This window comes from Vibrio taketomensis, assembly GCF_009938165.1.
Taxonomy (GTDB): domain Bacteria; phylum Pseudomonadota; class Gammaproteobacteria; order Enterobacterales; family Vibrionaceae; genus Vibrio; species Vibrio taketomensis.
In genome coordinates, this window is the sequence record NZ_AP019649.1 from 1,504,107 (window position 1) to 1,527,118 (window position 23,012).

A 23,012-nucleotide genomic window follows, 5' to 3' on the forward strand; every position below is an offset into this window, starting at 1 on the left:
CTGCTTTGACATGCAGATTTTAGATTCAGACATCTAAGCAATATTCATTCCCAAATTGTAGCACTAATCAACAACCCTTAATGAACTAATGTTGTTAGGAACGTTTATTGCTTGTAACTATTACTTGTATCAACGCAAAACTTGATTCAACATTGATATAACAAAGCGCTACTAACTATAGGTATCAACGTGGTTAAACCAAATATAATTAAAACCAGTGAAAATCCACTCCAAACAATCGAAGTCGAAGTGTATGACGAATATGGTGAGAAGCTAGTTAAAGAGATTGCTTGTGAACGCCCTCTTACGGTTATGCTTAACTGGAAAGAAGTAGTAACGCTGATGACCTTAGGTTCACGTCCTGAGTCTTTGGTGCTTGGCTATCTTAAAAACCAAAGTTTCGTCTCAGATCCTAATGCAATTGAATCGGTGATTATCGATTGGGAAACCAGCAGCGCCGCAGTGATCACCAAAGAAAATACCGAACATATCGAAAAAGCCTTAAAGAAAAAGACCGTTACTTCTGGTTGCGGACAAGGCACTATGTACGGCAATGTGATGAAACAGCTTGAGAATTATCAAGTGCCTCAAACGCCACTTAAACAATCAGAAATCTATATCGCACTAGAAGCGCTAACCCATTATAACGATACCTACAAAAAAGCCGGCGCTGTGCACGGTTGTGCCGTATGCAAAGGTGACCAAGTGTTATCGTTTGTTGAAGATGTAGGTCGTCACAACGCGGTGGATACACTGGCTGGTGAAATGTGGATCAACGAAGAGAGTGGCGACGACAAGATTTTCTATACAACAGGTCGTCTTACCTCTGAAATGGTGATCAAAGTGGCTCAAATGGGTATTCCTGTTTTGCTGTCCCGCTCAGGTGTGACCCAGATGGGATTAGATTTAGCGAAGAAATTTGGTATCACGACCATTGCCCGCGCAAAAGGTTTACGTTTCCAAGTCTTTACCGGCGCAGAAAAAATCACTTTTGACGTAAAAGGCGAACAAGCCGAATAACCTCCGCTGCATACACCAAAGCCCCTGTATATTCAGGGGCTTTTCATATCCGCTCGCTTTTGCAAATCTCCCTCTTAGTGCTATTAGTTTAATATCGCATTCACGATTACGGCTTAAATACAGATAACTATTTTATTCGGTGTGCGACTTATTCTAACGTCAGGTTCTAGGAGAACATCATGTCTCAAAACGCTAACGATTCGAGTTGGTTTAGCAGTATTAGTATCAAAGGCAAATTGGTCGCCATCAATCTTATTCTATTAGTCGGTATTGTTTGTTATGGCTTGTTTGAACAGCGAAGCTTAAACAATATGCATGAACTGGAATTGGCTTCCGTTGAGAACGCCGAAGCCGAGATTGATTTGCTAACCCTCAGGCGACACGAAAAAGATTTTCTCGCTCGTCATGACATCAAGTACAAACAACGTTTTGATCAAACCTATGAAAAACTCACCCTACGTTTGAATGACTTGGAACAACGAATCAAACAGCATGAGTTGCCTCTTGATGGACGCATTAATCGTATTAGTTCAACACTGGTGCAATACCAACAGAAGTTCGATGTGATGGTTGCGCAAATTGAACTAATTGATTCAAAAACCAGCGGTAATTCTCTTATCAATCAACTTAGCAATGCTCGAAACGAGCTCAGGGATGACGTCGTTCGGCTCAATAACCTCGAAGCAAAAGTTGCACTCTCGGAATTAATGGAAAAAGATTTTCATTATCTTGCTTATCCTTCTGAACAAAGCGAGCTAGTTCTATCAGAAAGCTTGCAAAGTTTTTATCGTCAATTTGGCTATCTTTCGTCATTGCAAAACATCTTCAATCGCTATCAAGATGCGCTGGTCAACCTGTTTGAAGCGAATAGACAGCTTGGGCTCACACAAGATCAAGGAATCCGAGGTGATTTAAGAGAGACAGTTCATACGACGGAAGAAGAAATCCTCACGATGCAAGGTGAGATTGAAAGTTCTATTCTCGTCGCATCAGACAAAGTCAAAATGCAACTGCATATATTCGGCGCTTTACTCGCCCTATTGCTCTCCGGTTTATTAGCTCTTATTGGCCGTAGCATTATAAATCGAATTCAAAACATCAACGCGATGATGCGCGATATTGCCAGTGGTACGGGTGATTTGACGGTAAGAATGAATGCCAGCGGTAATGATGAACTTGCACAACTCGCCCACTCCTTTGATACCTTCACTTCTAAATTGCACAATTTAATCAAAGATGTCGCCTCAGCAAAAGAGGTGTTGGATGAAAGCTCCACTCTAAGTACTCAAGCCGCAACGAAAAGTATGAATAACGCTGAGCAGCAGAAAATTGAATCGGAATCGGTCGCTACAGCAATTAATGAACTGGTGCAGACGAGCAACGAAATTACCTCGAACATCGAACATGCAGCAATGAGTGCTTCGAGCATGAAAGATGCCTCTCTAATGGCGAGAGACATTACGCAGCAAGCCAGTAGCAGCATGCAAAGCCTTGCGAGTGACATCGCCAACTCTCAGGGACTGATCGAACAATTAGAAGAGCAAAGCCGTCAAATTAATTCCGTTATTTCCACCATTCAAGGCATTGCAGAACAAACCAATTTATTAGCGCTGAATGCCGCCATTGAAGCTGCTCGTGCTGGTGAACATGGTCGTGGTTTTGCGGTCGTTGCCGATGAAGTGCGTGACCTATCAATGAAAACGGATGAATCGACTCGTCAGATAGAATCGACGATTAATAACCTCACGAGTCAAATCCACACCACCGTCGCCATTATGGCTGCAAGTCAAGAGCAGGCAGAAGCGACGAAGCAAGATACTCAACAAGTCGTTGATGCGATTGATAGTGTCAATCAGCAAATTGAAGAGTTATTTAATATGAATACACAAATCGCGACGGCGTCAGAAGAGCAAGCGATGGTATCGAGTGAAATTGATAGGAACATTACCCATATTGCTTCCTTAGCGAATGATACCTATCAAGAAGTGCAAGAGTCTGTGAAATACAGCAGTCAGGTGGGAGAAGTGAATCACAAGCTCGACTCGCTTGTGGCGCAATTTCGCTACTAGCATTTAGCTTGATTGCTTATATCTGTAACCACGAAATAGAAATACAAAAAGGGCTAGATATCACATCTAGCCCTTTTCAATTAAATCGACGTTAGTAATTAACCAACGATGCCGCGAGCTTGTAGGTACTCAGCGTAAGTACCACGGAAGTCGTGGATTTGACCATCGCGGATTTCAAGAATACGCGTTGCCAGCGAGTCTACGAATACACGGTCATGCGATACGAAGAACAGTGTGCCTTTGTATTGTTCAAGTGCCGTGTTTAGCGATTCGATCGATTCCATATCCATGTGGTTGGTTGGTTCGTCCATTAGTAGCATGTTAGGTTTTTGCATCATTAGCTTACCTAGCAGCATACGACCTTGCTCACCACCTGATAGTACTTTTACTGACTTCTTAATGTCGTCTTGACCAAACAGCATACGACCAAGGAAGCTACGTAGCACTTGCTCGTCATCGCCTTCTTGGCGCCATTGACCCATCCAATCCATCAGTTTTAGATCTTCTTCAAAGTCATGCGCGTGATCTTGTGCGTAGTAACCGATGTTTGAGTTTTCTGACCATTTGTAAGAACCAGTGCGAGGCTCAAGTACACCTGCTAGCGTGTTAAGAAGCGTTGTTTTACCTACACCGTTCTCACCGATAATCGCAACACGCTCACCTACTTCAAAGATCGCATTGAAGTTAGCAAATAGATCGTCTTCAAAACCTTGGCTTAGGTTTTCAACTTCTAGCGCGTTACGGAATAGTTCTTTCGATTGTTCAAAACGAATAAATGGGTTTTGACGGCTTGAAGCCTTCACTTCGTCCAGTTGGATCTTATCGATCTGTTTTGCACGAGATGTTGCTTGTTTTGCTTTCGATGCGTTTGCTGAGAATCGAGCTACGAACGTTTGTAGTTCAGCAATTTGTGCTTTCTTCTTCGCATTATCAGACAATAGACGTTCACGAGCTTGTGATGCTGCTGTCATGTATTCATCGTAGTTACCTGGGTATAGACGTAGCTCACCGTAGTCTAAGTCAGCCATGTGGGTACATACTGAGTTTAGGAAGTGACGGTCGTGCGAGATAATGATCATCGTACAGTTACGTTGGTTTAGCGTTTCTTCTAGCCAGCGAATGGTGTCCATATCCAAGTTGTTGGTTGGTTCGTCAAGTAGCATGATGTGCGGATCAGCAAATAGAACCTGTGCAAGTAGTACACGCAGTTTCCAACCAGGTGCAACTTCGCTCATAAAGCCATAGTGCTGTTCTAGAGGAATACCCACCGCAAGAAGCAGTTCACCTGCTTTTGATTCCGCCATGTAGCCATCCATCTCAGCGAATTCAACTTCAAGATCGGCTACTTTCATACCGTCTTCTTCACTCATCTCTGCTAGAGAGTAAATGCGGTCACGCTCTTGTTTTACAGCCCAAAGCTCTTTATAGCCCATGATTACAGTATCGATTACTGTGTATTGCTCATAAGCAAACTGGTCCTGGTTTAGCTTTGCAACACGCTCGTTTGGATCGTAGCTTACGTTACCGCTCGTTGGCTCAAGTTCGCCACTAAGGATTTTCATAAACGTAGATTTACCACAGCCATTCGCGCCGATAAGACCGTAACGGTTACCTTCACCGAATTTAACTGAGATATTTTCAAATAGTGGCTTAGCACCAAATTGTTGCGTGATATTAGCAGTAGAGATCAAAACCCTGTACCTTAGCTTGGATTGTTAAAGAGAAAAAACCGCGCAACGTTACTGGTAAAGTGCTTCAACTGCAAGCGTTGTTTTGAAATTCCCCTGTTTTTATGAACTTATCTTTTTAGCTAACGCGTGTTTAAAGAAAGGTCAGTACGCGAATACCTAAAGAGCAAGATGAATGCTTAAATGTCGCCATATCAGTCAAGGCTCATGGCGGTTTACATCGTTTATGTTAGGAATTTTACAAATCGATGACACCAAATTGGCATTTGAGCATAGACTCGCCCCTCAACGGAAATTCATCTTCCGCTAAAACAACTACAATAAATCCAACATTACAAAAATTTAAGAGTGTTCTATGCGTACTCAATGGCGAGTTTTTTCTCGGCAAATATTGATGCTGGCATGTTTATTTTTATCCATGCCTAGCCTCGCCGACAACGAATATGGCTTTCAATCTCAACCTCAGGCTTCTGAAGAAGCGATTCAAATAGCTCAACAAGTCGCGGCGATACCTGACCCACTATTTATGTCGGCGAAAGATCAGCGTCGCGTTGACTCCTTATTAGCTCATGTATTACGAGTGCAAAGAGAGCAAATTGCATTATTTGCCGAGCACCTCAATCAATATCGAGCCAGTAGTAACGATAGTACGTGGAATGGTGTACAAGGCTCGTACTCAACCTTAACCAGCCTTAACCAAAGTAAAGAAAGCCTACTCGCGTTAACAAGCGCAGCGAATCAAGAACGTTTAACTGGTTTTGGTCCTTACGGTGTAACGCAATTCAAACAAGAATGGCAGCTTACTAAACACAATATTGAGTACCTGATTTACTTTCAGGTCCGCAGTTTCAAATCTCTGGTTGGAGAGATTCTAATTTCTCCTATTCCGGTGATTTGGGCAGCGATCAAGGTGCTATTTGTCTATTTTGGTTTGGTGTGGTGGCTAGCTAACAGTAAACGCCTCATTGATTTGTTCCGCCAAAGCCAATTAGAAAGTAAAACCAATCCGCCATTGTGGGTACGTTTGATTTGGTATATTAGCCGTGCGCATCGCGCTATTGCATGGCTAATTGCGATTACGTTATCACTACGTGTATTGTCACAAATCCCAAGCCTTCAACATTTAATCCTACTCGAGATCTTCACTTGGTGGATTCTTGGTGGCTCTATCGCGATCAGTTTTATTCTCGAATTTGCTTACCGAAACAGTCGCAGCTCCTCACCCGAGGTGATTGCATTGCGTTTAGCTACCATTCGCCGTTACGTTTGGAGCATTATTATCGCCGGCGTGATTCTGCAGATCTCAATGCATACCCTTGGTAAAGGCACCATTTATAGTTGGATATACAGCGCACTCTTTTTCTGGTTTGTACTGGTGACGATTTCTGTACTTAAACTCTGGCGAAAAACCGTGTTTGAGTCTTTGCAGCACCATTTTGAATACCCAGTATGGGTGCATTGGGCGAATAACCGTCAGAATACGTTTTTACTGAATATTCCCGCCACTGCAATCGCGATTGTTTGGCTGACTATAGAGAACATTAAACATCGAGTGATGAGTTTACTTTCTCACTCTACTCTGTTCAGCCAGGCATTGGCTTATCTCTTCCGTATCGAAGTGGCTAAGCAATCCGGTTTAGGTAAAGGCCACCATCAGTTGGTGAGAATTAAAGGCGAACAAGTCTTTGATTATGTTTTACCAGGTAACATTGATAGCACCTTAATCGACTATGCTGGTGACGAAATCAAGCAGCTTTCTCGTTACTTGATGTCGGATAGCCCTGCAATTTGCGTCGTCTCTGGCGAACGAGGCATCGGAGCAACGACACTGCTAAACACTATGCTAAACAAAGTGTCTAATGCAGAGCCAATCTATCTCAGTTGCCCATACGCAGGATATACCGAGTTGCTTAAACAGCTTGCGGTAAGTATTGGCTTGGATGAAGAATCGAGCGAGATTCAAATTCTTGCCCATCTGCGCAAAAGTGACACCACGTATCTGATTGCGATTGATAATGCACATCGTTTGGTGAAACCAATGGTGGGTGGTCTGAACGATCTGATTCGTATCACCAACCTTCTGCGTCGTTCAAAGAAAAACCATCGCATCGTATTTTCAATTGTGAAATCAAGCTGGCGCTTTGTCGACCGCGCTCGTGGTGAGCGTCTACTGTTTGATTTAGTATGTTTCCTACCTCGCTGGAGCGAAAAACAAATCGCGCAGCTACTTGATAGCCGCATTAATCAGAGCATAGACAAACCCTTGTCATTTGAAGGCTTGGTGGTACCAAAACAGTGGGATCATGAAGACATTAGTGAAGAAGAACGCGCTAAACAAGGTTTTTACCGCATTCTTTGGCACTATTCGGATGGTAACCCGACGGTTGCGCTGCGCTTTTTCCGTTTGTCGATCAATCGCAACAAAGAAACCGATCAAACCGTGGTTCGCCTATTCCATGTGCCTGAATCTCAAGAGCTAGAAAATATGCCTAAGCCGATGTTGGCGGTACTGCGTTCAATCATTCAGTTAGAAATCGCTTCGCCAGAGATTCTGTCGGAATGCACCCAGCTGAGTATTGCTGAAATTACTGGTATTTTGCGCTACTTCCAAAGCCGCGGCTTTATTGAATGGAGTGAAGATCAGGCTCGAGTCTCTGATCACTGGTTCCGCCACATTACTAACGTCCTAGACCGTCAACATCTTTTGGTGAAGTAGAATGAAAACAATCATCACCTTATTACTACTGTCTCTGTTCGCGATGCCCGCTTTTGCCAGCGAAGAAATCGCCAACGTTGAGAATATTTCTAAGATCGCCAGCTTGATCCGCTGGAGTGGTGTCTTCTTTTCGCTATTTGTGATTGCGGGGACATGGCTGTTACTCAAGTTTATCAACTCTATGGTTGAAAGCTTTGGTAGTCAGTTCGTTCAATACCGAATGCTACTGCAAAAACTGCAATCTTTTATGCAGTTTGTCATCTATATGACCACAGGTATTGTGGTGTTTATGATGAGCTTTCGTATTAACGATCAAATTCTAGCTCTTATTGGCGGTACGCTGGCGGTTTCTGTCGGTTTTGCGCTAAAAGACCTTGCCGCATCGTTCATCGCGGGGATTACCGTGATGGTCGATAGACCTTTCCAAGTGGGTGACCGTGTCACCTTTGAAGGTAATTATGGGGATATCATTGCTATTGGCTTGCGCTCTGTTCGTATGCGCACCCTAAACGATGACATTATCACTATCCCAAACAACAAATTCTTGAATGAGGTCGTGGTGAGCGGTAACTATGGCGCCCTTGATATGCAAGTGGTGATTCCGTTTTACGTCAGTATGGATGAAGACATTACCCTCGCCCGCGACCTAATTCAGGAAGCCGCTTCTTCAAGTCGTTACATTCACCTGCCAAAACCTGTCACTGTGTTAGTGAAGCAAACAATGGCGGACAACTACCTTGCGATACAACTGACGTGTAAAGCTTATGTAGTCGATACGGCTTATGAAAAGCTGTTTGAAACCGACATTACGCTACGCGTGATGAAAGAGTTTCGTAACCATGGCATTAAACCACCTAAAATTGCGGTTAATGCGAGCTAATTTGGCTTATTTGAGATAAAAAAAACGCCTTCAATTGAAGGCGTTTTGCTTTATTGGAACAGCTATATTTTCCAATTTTTAAATCAAACGATTAATGGTGATGCTCTACATCAGCATGAGAGCAAGCTTGTGGCTCATAACGCGTCGGTAAGACACGTTTTACCGACTGTTCAACAGTGAAAGCCGTGCGGCTAACCGGCTTCTCTTCACCCTGAACGGTATAGTTTAGCTCTTGAGTTGGCGCTGAAATAAAGAAACGATCCAATTCTCGCTCATCACAAACTACTGCGGCGCTTACCGGGCTGAGAGATTGCGCTACGTTTACGTGGAACTTGTTCATATACTCCGCATTCGTGCGGTTGTTTTTCAACGCATACTTCAGTACATCGCCATTCGCTGTTTCGACTTCCAGTGCACACTGGCCTTTACTTAGTGTCGATGAATCGTCAGCATAGACATAACCATATGCGCCATGTAACGCTGGGTAGATATAGCTTGGCAATTCATTTTTAGGATCGTAATAGCCGACGAGTGTGGTGACCGCCACGCCATATTGCTCAGGACGAATGGTTTTCTTCGATTCAAACTCGGCATTTTGCACCCAAAACTCACCATCAGAAACGAACGTCAATCGACTTCCATTAGCAACTAACATCTCTTCGCCATTCACTTCTAAGTATGAGTGGTAGCCTGCATTTGAGTTAAAGGTAAAGATCTTGCCTTTGTTTGCAGCAGAAGCCAGTGGTAACGACATGTTACGCGCCCAGTGACCATTCCATGTTGATAGGTCTACTTTGTCAAAATCCACAAACAACTGAGTGATAAATTCAGCATTCGCGTCCCATGGATTGAGTTTGCTCACTTCTAAAGCGTCAATTTGGTGAGTGTATTCACGCATGGTTTCGCTTGCCTGATCCCACTTGCGGTAACCGGTTGATGATGTTTCATCAAACACGATTTTGCTCTCTAAATTTTTCTGAATAAAGTGCATCGAATAAGGGGTATACAAAGTAAAGCGCTGAGCATCATACATTGCCCAACCACCAGCCATCGAATCGTGGCCAAAGCGGAACATATCGTTAAATGCAGGAACACACTGACCATCTAAACAGCTTTCTTTATTGGTATTGATCGGCTCAAAGTTTGGAATAAACACATCTCGAGCAGAATCCCAACCCCAAGTGGAGTTAGTCATATGGGCAGGTTTATGAATTGAACCTTCAAAACCGCCAGGATAGTGACCTAAACCATAATTGTGGCCAACTTCATGGCTAAACTCGTTACCGATGGAGCTGTCCAATGTCACCATACCAGCGCCACCAGAACCGCCATGAGTTTGTACACCATTGCTGTAATTGCCGCGTGTGTTATGTGCGGTTAATTGAGCCGCTAAGTATTGATTCTCACCTTCACCAACACCCGCTGTAGAGTGGATACCGTAGTTAGCGTTGTTAATACCAATTGAGATCAGCTCTTTACCAATGCGTTGACGCATCGTGCCGCCATGCCAACCGCCTTCGCTTGGATCATGATCAGTCAGTAGCGTACCATCAGGAAGCATCACTTCCGTTAAATGCAGTGGCTGATATTCAGAAACGATCATTTTGCTCAACGGTGCAGTTTCAAAATATTCGCGTTGCGCTTCTTTGTCGTATTGGAAATGGAATTGCTTACGTGGCTCCACCAACATACCGACATCAATCGTATGCATTAACAGCTCTGTTGGCGCGCCAATATTGATATTAACAAGCGACCCCGTTTTATCTTGGTTGCTAAATGTCAGGCTCAGGCCCGGCTTTAACCATTCTTTTGGAAGATCGGCTGACCACATACCATGTGCGTAACCAATTTGGTTGAATACCAAGTCATCAGATACGACCCAAGTGCCCTTCACATTCTTAAATACAGTGGAAGTACCGTTAACAATGTTCTTTTTACGTTCTTGGTAGTAATTCACCTGAGAATTGTAACCTGCACTTGAGGTGAAAATTACCGTTTTACCATCGAGTGCCGGATTGTTTTGTTCCAGCGAGAAATCACGAATCCAGTGACCATTCCATGTTTTCAACTCGACTACATTGTTGTCTTTCAGTGCCTCAGCAATGGCATCACTTGAAACTGTACGGACGTTAAATACTGCGTCAGCATCATAACTAAAATCAACTTCTAGGTTGTCCAATTCAGGTATTGCCAGCGCATTCTTAGCGAGTTGATTCGGGTGTTTCATTTCAAGCTCACCAAGCAGCATACCTTGCTTGTTGAATGCCTTTAATGTGACTTTGGTGTAATCATCAAATGCTTGTTCAGGCTTTAGCATCACTTTGGTTTTGCGCTCACCTACTAAATGCATGCGCTTTTCGTCACTTAACGACGAAGCCGGAATGATATGCGCCTGAGCAAACAATACCGCACCAGATAGCGCTCCGGACAAATGGTTCTCATAAGTGTTTTGGTTAAAGAAAATAGAAGCCGCTGGAGATAGTTCACGACACTCTGAAGTGTCTAAAGAAGTGGTTTGCGGGCGCTCCCAAATATAGTTACCTTGATTGTCTTTTGAACCTCGAGCCGCAGCATAGAGGCCAAATGTACATTTTCAGCCTCATAGAAACCTAAAGGAAAATATCAAAGCCACCGTCATACCAATATTTCTCCCACTCTTTCGGAATAAAATCAAAAACGGTTTCAAATTCTGAATCAAAGTCAAATAAATCAAACTTAACGTTACCGTCATAATTAATTCGCAAACGTTTACCTTTGTATTCTAGGTATTTTTGCTCACCAGTCTGAGTTACATTATTCGGATCTTTTGCTAATTCAGCAAGTTGGTCCATCTTCTCCATAATTCGTACAGTAGACTGTTCGAATGTCATCGACTCAGCGTGTACGTTAGCCGATAGCAACGATGCTATCACCACTCCTAAAGCTTTCTTCATCATCTATTCTCTTTAATTGTTATTGTAATTCAGGCGAAAGGATAAATATCACTCCAACCTGTTTAAAGATGTTACAGCCAAGATTTAAACCCGACTATCGATAGATGCCAAAATTAGATTTTTATTCCAATTGTTAATTAAATGAAGTGTTGATTGATATATTCATCTCCATGCAAATATTAATCTGCATTCATAGAAATAAAGATTTAATGAGAGATTGGTTCAGCATTTTTAAATAATGCTATTTATGTCGATATATTTAAAATAATAAAAGCTCTTTAAAACAACATTAAAAAAGCCTCCGAAGAGGCTCTTTGGTGTTTTATAAATCAGTCGTAACCAGCAAATGGATATCCGCTTTTTTAGGAAGACGAATCGTAAAGCAACTTCCTTTCCCCCATTCCGATTCAACCGTAAGCTCACCACCAGTTTGACTTAAAATACTTTGTGATACCGACAAGCCCAAGCCTGTTCCATCGCGTTTGGTGGTGTAAAAAGGTGAGAAAATACGTTTGAGATTTTCAGGCTTAATCCCAGTCCCTTCGTCCTGAATGTGAATGAGTGCCCATTTCTTCACCATGTTCGAGCCAATCTTCACTCGAAATAGTCAAACGACCTTTACCCTGCATTGCATGAATCCCGTTCATTTGCAGGTTCACCAAAATCTGTAGTAGTTGATGGCGATTCACTTCGACCGAACTGTGCGCTTTTAGATTGGTCACAAATTCAATATCGCGCTTTTTGGTCCCCGTTTTGACCAGAGTGATACTCTCTTCAACGATTGGGTTAACGTGTTGCCAAGTGATTTCGTCTTGTACACCACCTTGTCGGCTATATTGCAGTAAGCTGCGAGTGATATTACGAATACGATCGATCTGAGCGTGGATCGCTTCCAACTCTTCTTCAACTCTTTTTGCATCATCACCGAGTTCAAACTGAATCAGTTCGACATTCCCCAAAATAACGGCACTTGGGTTATTAATCTCATGGGCGATACCGGCGGTTAACTCACCCAGTGCTGATAATTTTTCGTGGATAACCAGTTTGTCACGAGTTTGATTTAACAAACGAATATGTAACTCAAGCTCTGCGGTTTTCTCTTCAAGGCTCGCAGTTCGATTTTGCACTTTGCGTTCTAACTCTTCTGCGGCGAACTTGAGCTCGTTTTTACGTTGGCGCAACAAATCCAGCATATTATCGAACTGCTTAGCAAGCTGAGCGAGCTCATGCTCATCATCAAGACCCAATGGACCAATACGGGTTTCTTTACCTAATTGAATCATCTTTACCACGCGGTAAATATGTTCAATCGGATTAAATAAGTCCCGTGATCCGCGATAAACCATTACGCCTGAGATAATCAGCAAAATAATGGTGGTGAAACTGACTTCAGCGATGTTGGTAACATAAGCTTTGATGAAAGGCCACATTAAATAGCCCGTATAAAGCATACCGATCACTTTGTCGTTATTATCTAAAATCGGCTGATAAGCACTGATGTACCAAGCATCGTAAACATAGGCGCGATCCACCCATGTTTTACCAAGGCCTAGCACTTCATCTCGCACTTCACTTGATACGCGTGTACCAATCGCTCGTCCCACATGCTCCGAGCTATCGAGCGGTACATTAGTGCTAACACGTAAATCGCCTAAAAACAGGGTCAATGTGCCAAGTGGTCGCAAAAAGTCCTGTTCACTGGGATAAATTAAGTCACGAGTTTGGTCGACTAAGTGCGTACTGTTGTTTAGCAGCAACCCACCATCAAGATAACCGATGATTTTCTGCTGATTATCTCGAACTGGAACCACGGTACGACTTACCAAGCCACGATTTTCAACTTTCCCACTATCTAAAATTGGAATTTGCGCTCTTACTGCTAAATCTTCATCGAGTTGTATCAACTCATCTTGATCAAGCAAGTCAAAAAATGCATCTTTTTGACTCAGTTGAATGTAGTTGGTTTGCTCTTGCTCACGCGCTGGATGAAAACAAAGAAAATCAAGCTGATAGCGCTCTTTCTGACTGGCTACCCACTTGCGAAAGTCCGCTTCTGTCATATCGCTTTGTAAACGGGTACGAAAGTCATAAGACTCAGCAAAAGCGACAACGTGGTTTGACTGCGTTGTTTGGATTAGCTCAATACTATTATTGGCGACTTCTAACCTCTCAGACACGTCAATTAGCGTACTTTGCCACGTGTAGTGAATAGACCAATAAATCGTAATGCCGATAAGAGCCATCAACGTTAATACAATCGGCGCAGATGTCAGAAACATCAGTCGGTAGCGCACCATCGTTTTAAAGCGATAGCGCCATTTACCGAAAAAGCTGGTGTGATTTTGTGTTCCGTTATTCGGCATTGCCACAATCCTCAGCATCCCACTCTTTGTATTTTCGCTCTAACGTTTTTCGCGCCACGCCCAAATCACGGGCAGCCGCCGACTTATTACCATCATGAAAGTCAACTAATTGCTGAATGTGCGAACGTTCCACATCTTTTAACGTCCAAGAGTTCGGATAGCCCTCACCGTTCATCATGGTAACGTCACTGCGCACTTCAGGCTCCACAGTCTGCGCCGTTGCGACGACTGGTTTCAGTGTGACATTTAATTCTCTCCAGTAATGCGCAGGTGGTTTACCCAACAATAGGCAACGTTCAATGAGGTTTTTTAGTTCACGAATGTTCCCAGGCCAATCGTAATTGTGCAGCGCTTCGATATCTTCATGAGCCCAGTTTGGATCAGCGATACCCAGCTCATTGGAGAGCATTTTAGTAAAGAAAGGCACAAGCTCTTTGAGGTCTTGCTTACGTTCACGCAGTGGCGCGACATCAATTTTTAACACATTCAATCGATAGAATAGGTCTTCGCGGAAGTTACCTTTAGCAACCTCTTGTTGTAAGTTGCGGTTAGTCGCCGCAACCACGCGCACATCGATACTGATCTCTTTTTCGCTGCCTACCGGGCGGATCGCCCTCTGCTCTAACACACGCAATAAGGCCGATTGCATTGAAAGGGCATCTCGCCAATTTCATCGAGAAATAACGTGCCGCCATTGGCAACACGAAACAAACCTTCGCGGCCTTTTTTTGCCCCGGTAAATGCCCCCGAGGTGTGACCAAATAATTCGCTCTCTAAAAGTTCCGGTGCAATCGCGCCGCAGTTCAGCGGGACAAATGGGCCACTACGCTCACTTGCCTCGTGCACGCCGCGTGCAACCAACTCTTTACCGGTGCCAGACTCACCTTCGATTAACACAGAGGCACGTGATGGTGCGAACTGATTAATCAGATAGCGAAGTTGTGTAGTTTTGTCCGAACACCCCGCGATTTCACTCACAATGTGGCGCTTAACATCACGACTTAGCGCATACTGCAAACGCTCATTCAGTCGCTTATCCATGCAACGCTGCACTGACTGCAACATTTGGCTGAGGTTAAAAGGTTTGAGAATAAAGTCTGTCGCGCCAAGTTTAAGTGCAGAAATCGCGGTTTCTAGATCGGCGTAACCAGTCATAAAGATCACATCAGCACGACGCTCGTCATCATTAAATGCCTCTTCCCACTCAATACCCGAGCGCCCCGGCAAGTTAATGTCTAAAATTATAAGGTCATAGTGATTATCGAGGCGAAGTGTCTCTGCTTGCTCAATACTGCCGGCAGTGTCTACTTTCGAAAACCATTTGCTTAGTGCTTTCTTTAAAATGGCTTGCATACCGGGTTCGTCATCAACGACCAATACAGAGAACGCTTGATACTGAAGCACCTGATTTGCGTCAAAAGAAGTAGACATAACTTATCTCGTTAAAATGTTGCTGTTGGGACAGAGTGTACCAAGGATTTATCCGCTCGATCGAGCAATTGTGAGACATTTTGTCGCAAAGGCACTTTTTGTCCACAATTTTGAAGTAATTTGCTTGATATTTAAGCGAAAAAGTTGGCATTTAGATTGCTAATAGCAACTCACCTGATGGTACACAATCATTTCAGTGATTGCGTTTAGAAGTCCCTTAGACTCACACTATGGAAAAAATAACAATGAAAGCAAAGATTACGTATCTCCTCGCTGCAGCGTCAATGTTCGTTTTTGGCTTTTCTGCTCACGCAGAAGAGCAACCACACTTGCGCTTAGCTACCACTACTAGTACCTACCACTCTGGCCTACTTGATTACCTTCTGCCTGAATTTGAAAAAGACACGGGTTACAAAGTGGATGTGATTGCAGCAGGTACTGGCAAAGCCCTTAAAATGGGTGAAAATGGTGATGTGGATTTGGTCATGACCCACGCACCAAAAGCGGAAGCAGTATTTGTAGATAGCGGTTTCGGTGTATTGCCACGCAAACTAATGTACAACGATTTTGTACTGGTTGGCCCACAAAGCGATCCTGCAAAAGTAGCAGAGCAAAAAACCGTTGCTGACGCGTTCAAACAAATCGCAAACTCTAATTCTACGTTCGTATCACGTGGTGATGACTCAGGTACTGACAAGAAAGAAAAAGGCATTTGGGCACAAACTAAGATGGAACCAACGTTCAGCGGTTACCGTTCTGTTGGCCAAGGCATGGGCCCAACGCTAAACATGGCGTCAGAAATGCAAGGCTACACTCTAACTGACCGTGGTACATGGTTGGCTTACCAAAACAAACTAGACTTGGCGATTTTGCTGCAAGGCGATAAAAATCTATTTAACCCATACCAAGTGATTCTAGTAAACCCTGAGCGTTACCCAACGATCAACTACCAAGGTGCAAAAACCTTCAGTGATTGGCTAGTGAGCGCGCACGGTCAAGAACTGATCAACGACTTTAAACTGAACGGCAAGCAACTGTTTGTTGCGAACGCTAACGAGAAATAAACGTTTATGAGCCTCTGGCAGACTACTCTTGAAGCGCTGGCGTTATTAGTCAGTTTTGACCCCGACTTAATCGCAATCGTTGGGGTCTCATTTAGCGTATCTTTAACAGCGATCTCTCTGGTGTTACTGCCAGCGGTACTCTTATCGTTTACTCTCGCCTACACAGATTTTCGCGGCAAATGGACTCTTTTGTCGCTTATCAACACACTGCAAGCCGTACCAACCGTAGTCATCGGTTTACTGCTTTATATGTTGTTGTCTCGTGCGGGCCCATTGGGTGATTGGCAAATGCTTTTCACCCAAAAAGCGATGGTCTTGGGCCAAGCTCTTATCTGTTTCCCGGTCTTAGTTGCCATGATGCACGGTGCGCTTCAATCGAGCGACCGACGCGCCGTAGAGACCGCGATTACTCTTGGAGCATCCATCCCTCGCCTGACTGCAACCATGATTTGGGAGACGCGTTTCCCGCTCCTCGCCTCCACCATTACCGCATTTTCGCGTATCGTAACGGAAGTGGGCTGTTCAATGATGGTCGGTGGAAACATTATGGGTGTAACCCGCAACATTCCTACTGCAATATCAATGGAAAGCCATAAAGGCGCGTTTGCACAAGGTGTAGCACTCGGTATTGTGCTACTTTCATTAGCACTAGTACTCAATTTTATGCTCAGTAGTATGCGCGGTCGCGGCTATTTGAGAACTTAAGGGCATCTATGACAATTAAATTAACTGCTCAACAAGTTTCGATGCGATTTAAAGACAGAGTGCTGTTCCATATTCCTGAACTGTCTGTCGGGCCAAATGATGCCATTTATCTGCGCGGCGATAACGGTGTCGGTAAAACGACATTACTCAAAATACTTTCGGGTTTGATGAAGCCAACAACCGGCAAAGTGAACGCACCCAACGATTCACTGCTGCAACGAGTATTTCCTCGTAGCGGTCGACGCGATGTGGTGTATTTGCATCAATCTCCTTACCTATTTGATGGTACAGTATACGAAAACGTCGCCTATGGTATTCGATATCAAAGTATTCCAGCTCAAGACAAACGAGCGTTAGTCATTAATGCTCTGCGCATGGTGGGCCTTGAAACGTTAGCGGACGAGCACATTTGTGTTCTATCTGGCGGCGAAAAACAACGAGTAGCAATGGCTCGTGCATGGATTCTGACCCCTTCTATTCTTCTTATGGACGAACCTAGTGCTTCGCTCGACCAAGAATCCATTGACCGCTTAGTCATACTTGCTAAAGATCTGCTCAAAAAAGGGTCAAGCATCGTCATTACCAGCCACCAAAAGAACGCATTAACAGATTTATGTCGTAAACAATGGTGGATTAAAGAGTCAACTCTGATAGAGTCTCCATTGTTACAAATCATCACTGATAAAGAACAAGAGAATTCCTATGCTAAATCCAACGCAAACTAGTTGGGTCATTTTGGCTGGCGGACAAGCCAGCCGCATGGGCGGCAAAGACAAAGGTCTGATCGAACTAAATAATAAGCCGCTAATTCAGCACGTTATTGAACGCTTGTCGCCGCAAACCCCTCACATTCTAATCAACGCAAACCGTAATCAAGCTGACTACGCTCAGTTTGGCTCGGTATTTAGCGACCAATTTGCCGATTATCCGGGTCCAATGGGCGGTATTCATGCCGGGCTAATTCACGCGCCAACCGATTGGGTTGGTTTCGTTCCATGTGATAGCCCACAAATCAGCCTCGACTTGGTTGAACGTTTTTGCACGCAAGTTACCGCTGACAGTGACATTCTTGTTGCGCACGATGGCGATCATCAACAGCCTGTATTTACGCTTTATCATAAGCGCGTATTACCAAAACTCACGGCATTTCTAGAGCGCGGCGATCGCAAGATCATTTTGCTTTATCAAGAGTGTAATACCGCCTATGTCGACTTCAGCGACGAGCGAAACTGCTTTGTAAATTTAAATACTCCTGAAGAGTTAGCACAATTTGGAACCTTAGAATCATGACGACACGCCATTTAGTCCCTATTCTCGGCTTTGCTGCCTATTCAGGTACCGGTAAAACAACCCTAATCGAAGCCTTGCTACCGAAATTAACCGAAGCGGGTTTACGCATCGGTATGCTAAAGCATGCTCACCACAACTTTGACGTCGATAAACCAGGCAAAGACAGCTACCGTCTGCGCAAAGCTGGTGCTAGCCAAATGCTGATATCATCACGCAATCGCTATGCCTTGATGACCGAAACGCCTGAAATCGAATCGGAATTTCATTACCTGCTGAGTCGCTTCGATCAACAAAAACTCGATGTCATTTTGGTCGAAGGATGTAAAAACATCGCCTTTCCAAAAATTGAATTACATCGCGAAGAAGTGGGCAAACCTTGGCTATACCCGAACGATGACAACATCATCGCCATCGCAGCGGATAGCAAGGTCACTGACACTGAGTTACCGCAGTTGAATATTAATGATCTGGAATCAATCAAAGCCTTCGTGCTGGATTTTGTCGCTCGTAAAGGTGAAATCGGCAAAGAGATCACCTCAACTGGATGTTGCGATACCCTATCACCAGCATTTTTATCAGTGACGCAGGGCCAAGAGAAAATTCTCTCGCTGGTTAACCCAGTAACGGAAACAGAATCTTGCCTGATGCAAGACAGTTATTACCGAGTCATCGCAGACAACGTCATCTCGCCAGTGAACGTGCCACAATACACCAACTCAGCAATGGACGGTTTTGCGATTCGCGGTGATGACGTTGAGCACGATTCTTACCAAGTGGTCGCAGAAGTGATGGCGGGCCATGCTTACGAACAAGAAGTTCTTGCTGGTCAAGCGGTAAAAATCATGACGGGCGCCCCAATGCCAAGCGGCGCTGACACAGTTGTGATGCGTGAACAAGCAACACAGAATGGTGACAGTGTCACTTTTAACGGAGCGTACATTAAATCGGGACAAAACGTGCGTCAATCGGGTGAAGATTTAGCAATTGGTGCAGATGTCTTTACCCAAGGTACTCGTATTGAATCGGCTGAAATGGGAATGCTAGCGTCACTGGGTTTTGGTCAGGCAAATGTTTACCGTAAACTCAAAGTTGCCCTCTTCTCAACCGGTGATGAAGTTCAAGCGCCAGGCAGCGAACAAAAGCCAAATACGATTTATGACTCAAATCGTTTTACCATCATGGGTCTGCTCGAAAAACTAGGTTGTGAAATCATTGACTTCGGTATCCTTGAAGACAATGAACAAGTAATGATTGATGCCATCGAAAATGCCAGCCAACAAGCGGATGTAGTGATCACTTCAGGCGGCGTGTCGGTGGGTGATGCAGACTACATCAAACTGGCGCTTGATAAACTCGGCCAAATCGATTTTTGGCGCATCAACATGCGTCCGGGTCGCCCACTCGCCTTTGGTCAAATCAACAACAAACCATTCTTTGGTCTACCTGGAAACCCAGTTGCCGTAATGGTGTCGTTTATTAACTTTGTTGAACCAGCGCTACGTAAAATGCAGGGTGAACTGAACTGGCAGCCACTTAAAGTCAATGCGATTGCGACTGAAGATCTGCGCTCAAAACAGGGCCGTACTGAATTTAGTCGTGGTGTCTATCAAATAGACAGCGCTGGCCGATTGACGGTTCGAACAACGGGTAAACAAGGCTCTGGTATTTTGCGCTCAATGAGCGAAGCCAATTGTCTTATCGAAATCTCCCCTGCTGTTGATACAGTAAAAGTCGGAGAAAGCGTGACAATTATTCCACTTCAAGGCAGAATCTAACCCATTCTAGGCCAGCCATTTGCTGGCCTTTCATTTGATATAAGTTAAGCACTATGGCTCGTACAATTATTTACACGTATAAAGAACAAGAAAAAGAACTTCTGTTCTCTTACCAGCAGCACCGTAATATTCATGAAGCCGTTGCCGAAGCGGAAGGCATCGATATTACTGAATACCTAAAAATGGAACTGCAACTAGAGCTAATTTCTGATACCAAAGCGGTACGTAACTACCGTGACAATCACTTTAAAAAGCTTGGCTTTGGTAAAATTGCGCTTAAGCCAAAAGAAAACCGTGGTGTCGGTAAGAAGTAATTTAATCCAATTGAAAGGGCTTCCATTTGGAAGCCCTTTTTATATCAAACTGTCGATTATTTGATATTTAGGAATGCTGCGCCACGAACGCCACCTGAATCGCCATGTTTTGCTTTCACGATCTTCGGACATTTTGCTACAGAAAGCAGGTGTTTAGGAACACGCTTTGGCATTTCTTCATAGATCAAATCGTAGTTAGACAAGCCACCACCTAGCACAACAACGTGCGGGTCGTTACCTGTAAAGATGTTCGCAAAGCAAATCGCCAAGAACTCCATAAACATCTCAACAAACTCAACCGCTTTAGGCTCGCCTTCTGCTTGTGCTTTGATGATTTCGATCGCTTTCTTTTGCTCGCCGTAGTAATGAGCATATAGCATTTCAAAGCCACGACCTGACAAGTAATTGTCGATACAGCCTTTCTTGTCACAACCGCAAGCGAATAACGGTGCATTTTCACCAAGATGGAACCAAGCATCGATTGGCAAACGCATATGCCCTAACTCGCCCGCTACGTGGTTACGACCAGAGAAGATTTTACCCTCATAAACAAGGCCGCCGCCAAAACCTGTGCCCAAAATAAGGCCCATTACTGATGGTGCATCTTTTAGTTCATCATCCCACGCTTCAGAAAGCGCAAAACAGTTCGCATCGTTGTCCACTTTTACGCTGCGGCCAATTTTTGCTTCAAGATCTTTACGCAGCGGTTGACCTTTTGCCGCAGGAATATTAACAGTCAGAATAGCGCCTGTATCAGCATCTTCCATGCCAGGCAAACCTAAGCCAATTTTGCCTTCACACTGGAATTCTTGGTCATACTTGCTTACCAAGCCCGCAATTACATCTAGCAACTCTTGATAATCAGAGGTTGGGGTCGGTACTCGTTCCGTCGCAACACGCTCTAGTTTTTCGTTAAATGCACCAAACTCAATTTTTGTGCCGCCAACGTCAAAGCCGTAGTACATCTTAATTTCTCCCAGAAATTTTATTTCAAAAATGCGTTCGTATTATCCATAACAGCAGGGTTAGAATCCGTGACCCATCGCTAATAAGACCATTTGACCAGAATTTATGACTAAATATCAATGATCTGAATGCGTATTTTCGACCAAAAAGCGATTTAGTTCAGGTCGCGAAAGATCCACTTTAAGGCGAGTTTTACTCATCATGTAGCTTTCGCGAAACACTCTAAACCAACTATCTAACGTTTTTGATGCTTGGATTTCCCCTAATTGCTCTAAAACCAACATCGCAACCTCGGCAGTAGCAAGGTGTTGCTCATTGTCAGATTTTCGCATCATATACTGAGACAGAGCTTGTGGCTGAATCGATACCACCGGCAAATTATCAAGATACGGAGACTTGCGAAAAATACGTCTCGCTTCACGCCAACTGCCATCGAGTAAGATCATCAGCGGTTTTTTCCCCTGACAAAAAGTCGGTAATGCCTCGTTGACCACACGTTGCTTGTCATCAACATAGTCTTCAGGGAACACTAACAGCGGCTGATAGTTTGGGTTTTGCAATAGCTCAAGCATCTGCGCATCTGGCTCGGTGCGGCTCCATTGAAACGCATACCCTTCTTGCACCGTATCTAATATCAAACGACCGGTATTGCTTGGTTTAAACACTTCGTTGTCAGACACAATCAACATGACCGCAGCATTTGTCTCGATATTTGGCTGATATTCGCAAATGCAAAACTTGGTCGCTACTTGGCAATACTGACAACGCTCCACTTTGCTGCCTCTGGCATTAAAGGCTCTGGTCGATTGCGCTAAGCGATATTGATAGAGATGATGAAAAGCGTGGATTCTCATGCGATTTGACTGATAATGGGGAAATTAAGGCGTCAGATTTTACTTTGCTGAGTAATCTATGCAAGCGTTGAGCGTCAACAAATAGTCCTATTGTCAGCCAACCACAATATCAAGGAACACGAATGCAAAATTCAGATATGATCCGCTTGAGCTTTTTCCTAGCCGTTTTGTTTCTCTGTTTCGTTTGGGAATGGTGCGCTCCACGTAAAAAGCTCACGCAAAACAAAGTGACTCGTTGGGTTAACAACCTTGGGCTCGTCGGTTTGAATTCTTTTATACTCGCGTTACTGATGCCCTTGATGGCAATCGAAGCCGCTTTGTGGGCGCAAAGCGGTCATATAGGGTTATTTAACTGGATGACGGCACCATTATGGCTGTCCGTCTTAATCGGCATTTTGATTTTGGATTGCGCTATCTATACGCAACATGTCGTTTTTCACCGTGTTCCATGGCTGTGGCGTCTACATCGTATGCACCATGCAGATCAAGACATTGACGTCACAACTGGCGCTCGCTTCCACCCCATTGAGATCCTGCTTTCGATGTGGATTAAAATTGCGATTGTCATTAGCTTTGGATTGTCACCAATCACTGTGCTGGTGTTCGAGATCATCCTTAACGCCAGCGCGATGTTTAATCACAGCAACGCTAAGCTTCCGCTGAGAATTGATAAATGGATGCGAAAAATCGTCGTCACACCCGACATGCACCGAGTTCATCATTCGGTGGTCGTTAAAGAGACCCACTCCAACTTTGGTTTCTTTTTATCAATATGGGATCGATTGTTTTCAACCTACTGCACACAACCGCAATTAGGCCATCACGACGTAGAAATTGGTCTTCCCTTGTTTCGTCAATCTAGAGAGCAATGGCTAGATAAAATGCTCTCTCAGCCATTTCGCAAACAATAAAGGAGCCCGAAGGCTCCTTTGTATAAACAATGT

Annotated in this window: 16 protein-coding genes and 2 pseudogenes; 11 read left to right on the forward strand and 7 right to left on the reverse strand. The window is 44.1% G+C overall.

All coding sequences use genetic code 11. The features are described 5' to 3' along the window. Positions 1-189: 189 nt before the first annotated feature. Together Vt282_RS06965 and Vt282_RS06970 are read left to right on the forward strand one after the other, a co-directional pair. Entirely contained in the window at positions 190-1,020 is an 831-nt protein-coding gene (locus Vt282_RS06965; protein ID WP_162062957.1) for a formate dehydrogenase accessory sulfurtransferase FdhD, read from the forward strand. Between the two features lie 179 nt (positions 1,021-1,199). Next, on the forward strand, positions 1,200-3,089 hold the full coding sequence (locus Vt282_RS06970) for a methyl-accepting chemotaxis protein (protein WP_162062958.1): 1,890 nt from the start codon (positions 1,200-1,202) through the stop codon (positions 3,087-3,089). Positions 3,090-3,187: 98 nt separating this feature from the next. Here Vt282_RS06970 and Vt282_RS06975 read toward each other — a convergent pair whose 3' ends face one another. Next, entirely contained in the window at positions 3,188-4,780 is a 1,593-nt protein-coding gene (locus Vt282_RS06975; RefSeq protein ID WP_162062959.1) for an ABC-F family ATPase, read from the reverse strand. 391 nt (positions 4,781-5,171) lie between these two features. Between Vt282_RS06975 and Vt282_RS06980 the strand changes: the two genes are divergently transcribed. Beyond that, a complete protein-coding gene (locus Vt282_RS06980) occupies positions 5,172-7,493 on the forward strand; it encodes an ATP-binding protein (RefSeq protein WP_174855836.1) in 2,322 nt (773 codons plus the stop codon). A 1-nt stretch (position 7,494) separates the two neighbouring features. Further along, on the forward strand, positions 7,495-8,373 hold the full coding sequence (locus Vt282_RS06985) for a mechanosensitive ion channel family protein (RefSeq protein WP_162046355.1): 879 nt from the start codon (positions 7,495-7,497) through the stop codon (positions 8,371-8,373). Positions 8,374-8,464: 91 nt separating this feature from the next. Here the strand turns inward: Vt282_RS06985 and Vt282_RS06990 are convergent, their stop codons facing one another. From Vt282_RS06990 to Vt282_RS07000, 4 genes and pseudogenes are all read right to left on the reverse strand, one after another. Further along, positions 8,465-10,804, reverse strand: a complete 2,340-nt coding sequence (locus Vt282_RS06990; RefSeq protein ID WP_232055019.1) for a M66 family metalloprotease — start codon at positions 10,802-10,804, stop codon at positions 8,465-8,467. A 178-nt stretch (positions 10,805-10,982) separates the two neighbouring features. Beyond that, complete coding sequence (locus Vt282_RS20575) at positions 10,983-11,309, reverse strand: hypothetical protein (protein WP_232055020.1); 327 nt, start codon at positions 11,307-11,309, stop codon at positions 10,983-10,985. A gap of 319 nt (positions 11,310-11,628) precedes the next feature. Then, positions 11,629-13,669: pseudogene (locus tag Vt282_RS06995) on the reverse strand (sensor histidine kinase). Further along, a pseudogene (locus Vt282_RS07000) lies at positions 13,659-15,100 on the reverse strand (sigma-54-dependent transcriptional regulator). The pseudogenes Vt282_RS06995 and Vt282_RS07000 overlap by 11 nt, the downstream one beginning before the upstream one ends. Positions 15,101-15,345: 245 nt before the next feature. Here Vt282_RS07000 and Vt282_RS07005 point away from each other — a divergent pair. From Vt282_RS07005 to Vt282_RS07030, 6 genes are read left to right on the forward strand one after another with little or no spacing between them, the layout of a single operon-like run. Beyond that, the gene (locus tag Vt282_RS07005; RefSeq protein WP_162046352.1) at positions 15,346-16,164 is read left to right on the forward strand and encodes an ABC transporter substrate-binding protein; all 819 of its coding nucleotides are present in this window, start codon (positions 15,346-15,348) and stop codon (positions 16,162-16,164) included. A 6-nt stretch (positions 16,165-16,170) separates the two neighbouring features. Continuing rightward, positions 16,171-16,869, forward strand: a complete 699-nt coding sequence (locus Vt282_RS07010) for an ABC transporter permease (protein WP_162046351.1) — start codon at positions 16,171-16,173, stop codon at positions 16,867-16,869. Between the two features lie 8 nt (positions 16,870-16,877). Then, positions 16,878-17,594 (forward strand): energy-coupling factor ABC transporter ATP-binding protein, encoded by a 717-nt coding sequence (locus Vt282_RS07015; RefSeq protein WP_162062961.1) that lies wholly within the window; start codon positions 16,878-16,880, stop codon positions 17,592-17,594. Then, positions 17,572-18,159 carry a molybdenum cofactor guanylyltransferase MobA gene (gene mobA / locus Vt282_RS07020; RefSeq protein WP_162062962.1) on the forward strand — a complete coding sequence of 196 codons (588 nt, stop codon included), beginning with the start codon at positions 17,572-17,574 and terminating at the stop codon, positions 18,157-18,159. The genes Vt282_RS07015 and mobA overlap by 23 nt, the downstream gene beginning before the upstream one ends. Then, on the forward strand, positions 18,156-19,934 hold the full coding sequence (locus Vt282_RS07025; protein WP_162062963.1) for a bifunctional molybdopterin-guanine dinucleotide biosynthesis adaptor protein MobB/molybdopterin molybdotransferase MoeA: 1,779 nt from the start codon (positions 18,156-18,158) through the stop codon (positions 19,932-19,934). The genes mobA and Vt282_RS07025 overlap by 4 nt, the downstream gene beginning before the upstream one ends. 53 nt (positions 19,935-19,987) lie before the next feature. Further along, positions 19,988-20,248: a DUF2960 family protein gene (locus tag Vt282_RS07030; RefSeq protein ID WP_162046347.1), complete on the forward strand. Its 261-nt coding sequence runs from the start codon at positions 19,988-19,990 to the stop codon at positions 20,246-20,248. Between the two features lie 56 nt (positions 20,249-20,304). On the opposite strand, the gene nagK is transcribed toward Vt282_RS07030, so the two are convergent. Further along, the gene (gene nagK, locus Vt282_RS07035) at positions 20,305-21,213 is read right to left on the reverse strand and encodes an N-acetylglucosamine kinase (protein WP_162046346.1); all 909 of its coding nucleotides are present in this window, start codon (positions 21,211-21,213) and stop codon (positions 20,305-20,307) included. Between the two features lie 117 nt (positions 21,214-21,330). Next, a complete protein-coding gene (locus tag Vt282_RS07040) occupies positions 21,331-22,068 on the reverse strand; it encodes a tRNA-uridine aminocarboxypropyltransferase (protein ID WP_162062964.1) in 738 nt (245 codons plus the stop codon). Positions 22,069-22,190: 122 nt separating this feature from the next. Here Vt282_RS07040 and Vt282_RS07045 point away from each other — a divergent pair, with 122 nt between their 5' ends. Beyond that, positions 22,191-22,979, forward strand: a complete 789-nt coding sequence (locus Vt282_RS07045) for a sterol desaturase family protein (RefSeq protein ID WP_162062965.1) — start codon at positions 22,191-22,193, stop codon at positions 22,977-22,979. The last annotated feature ends 33 nt before the right edge of the window (positions 22,980-23,012 follow it).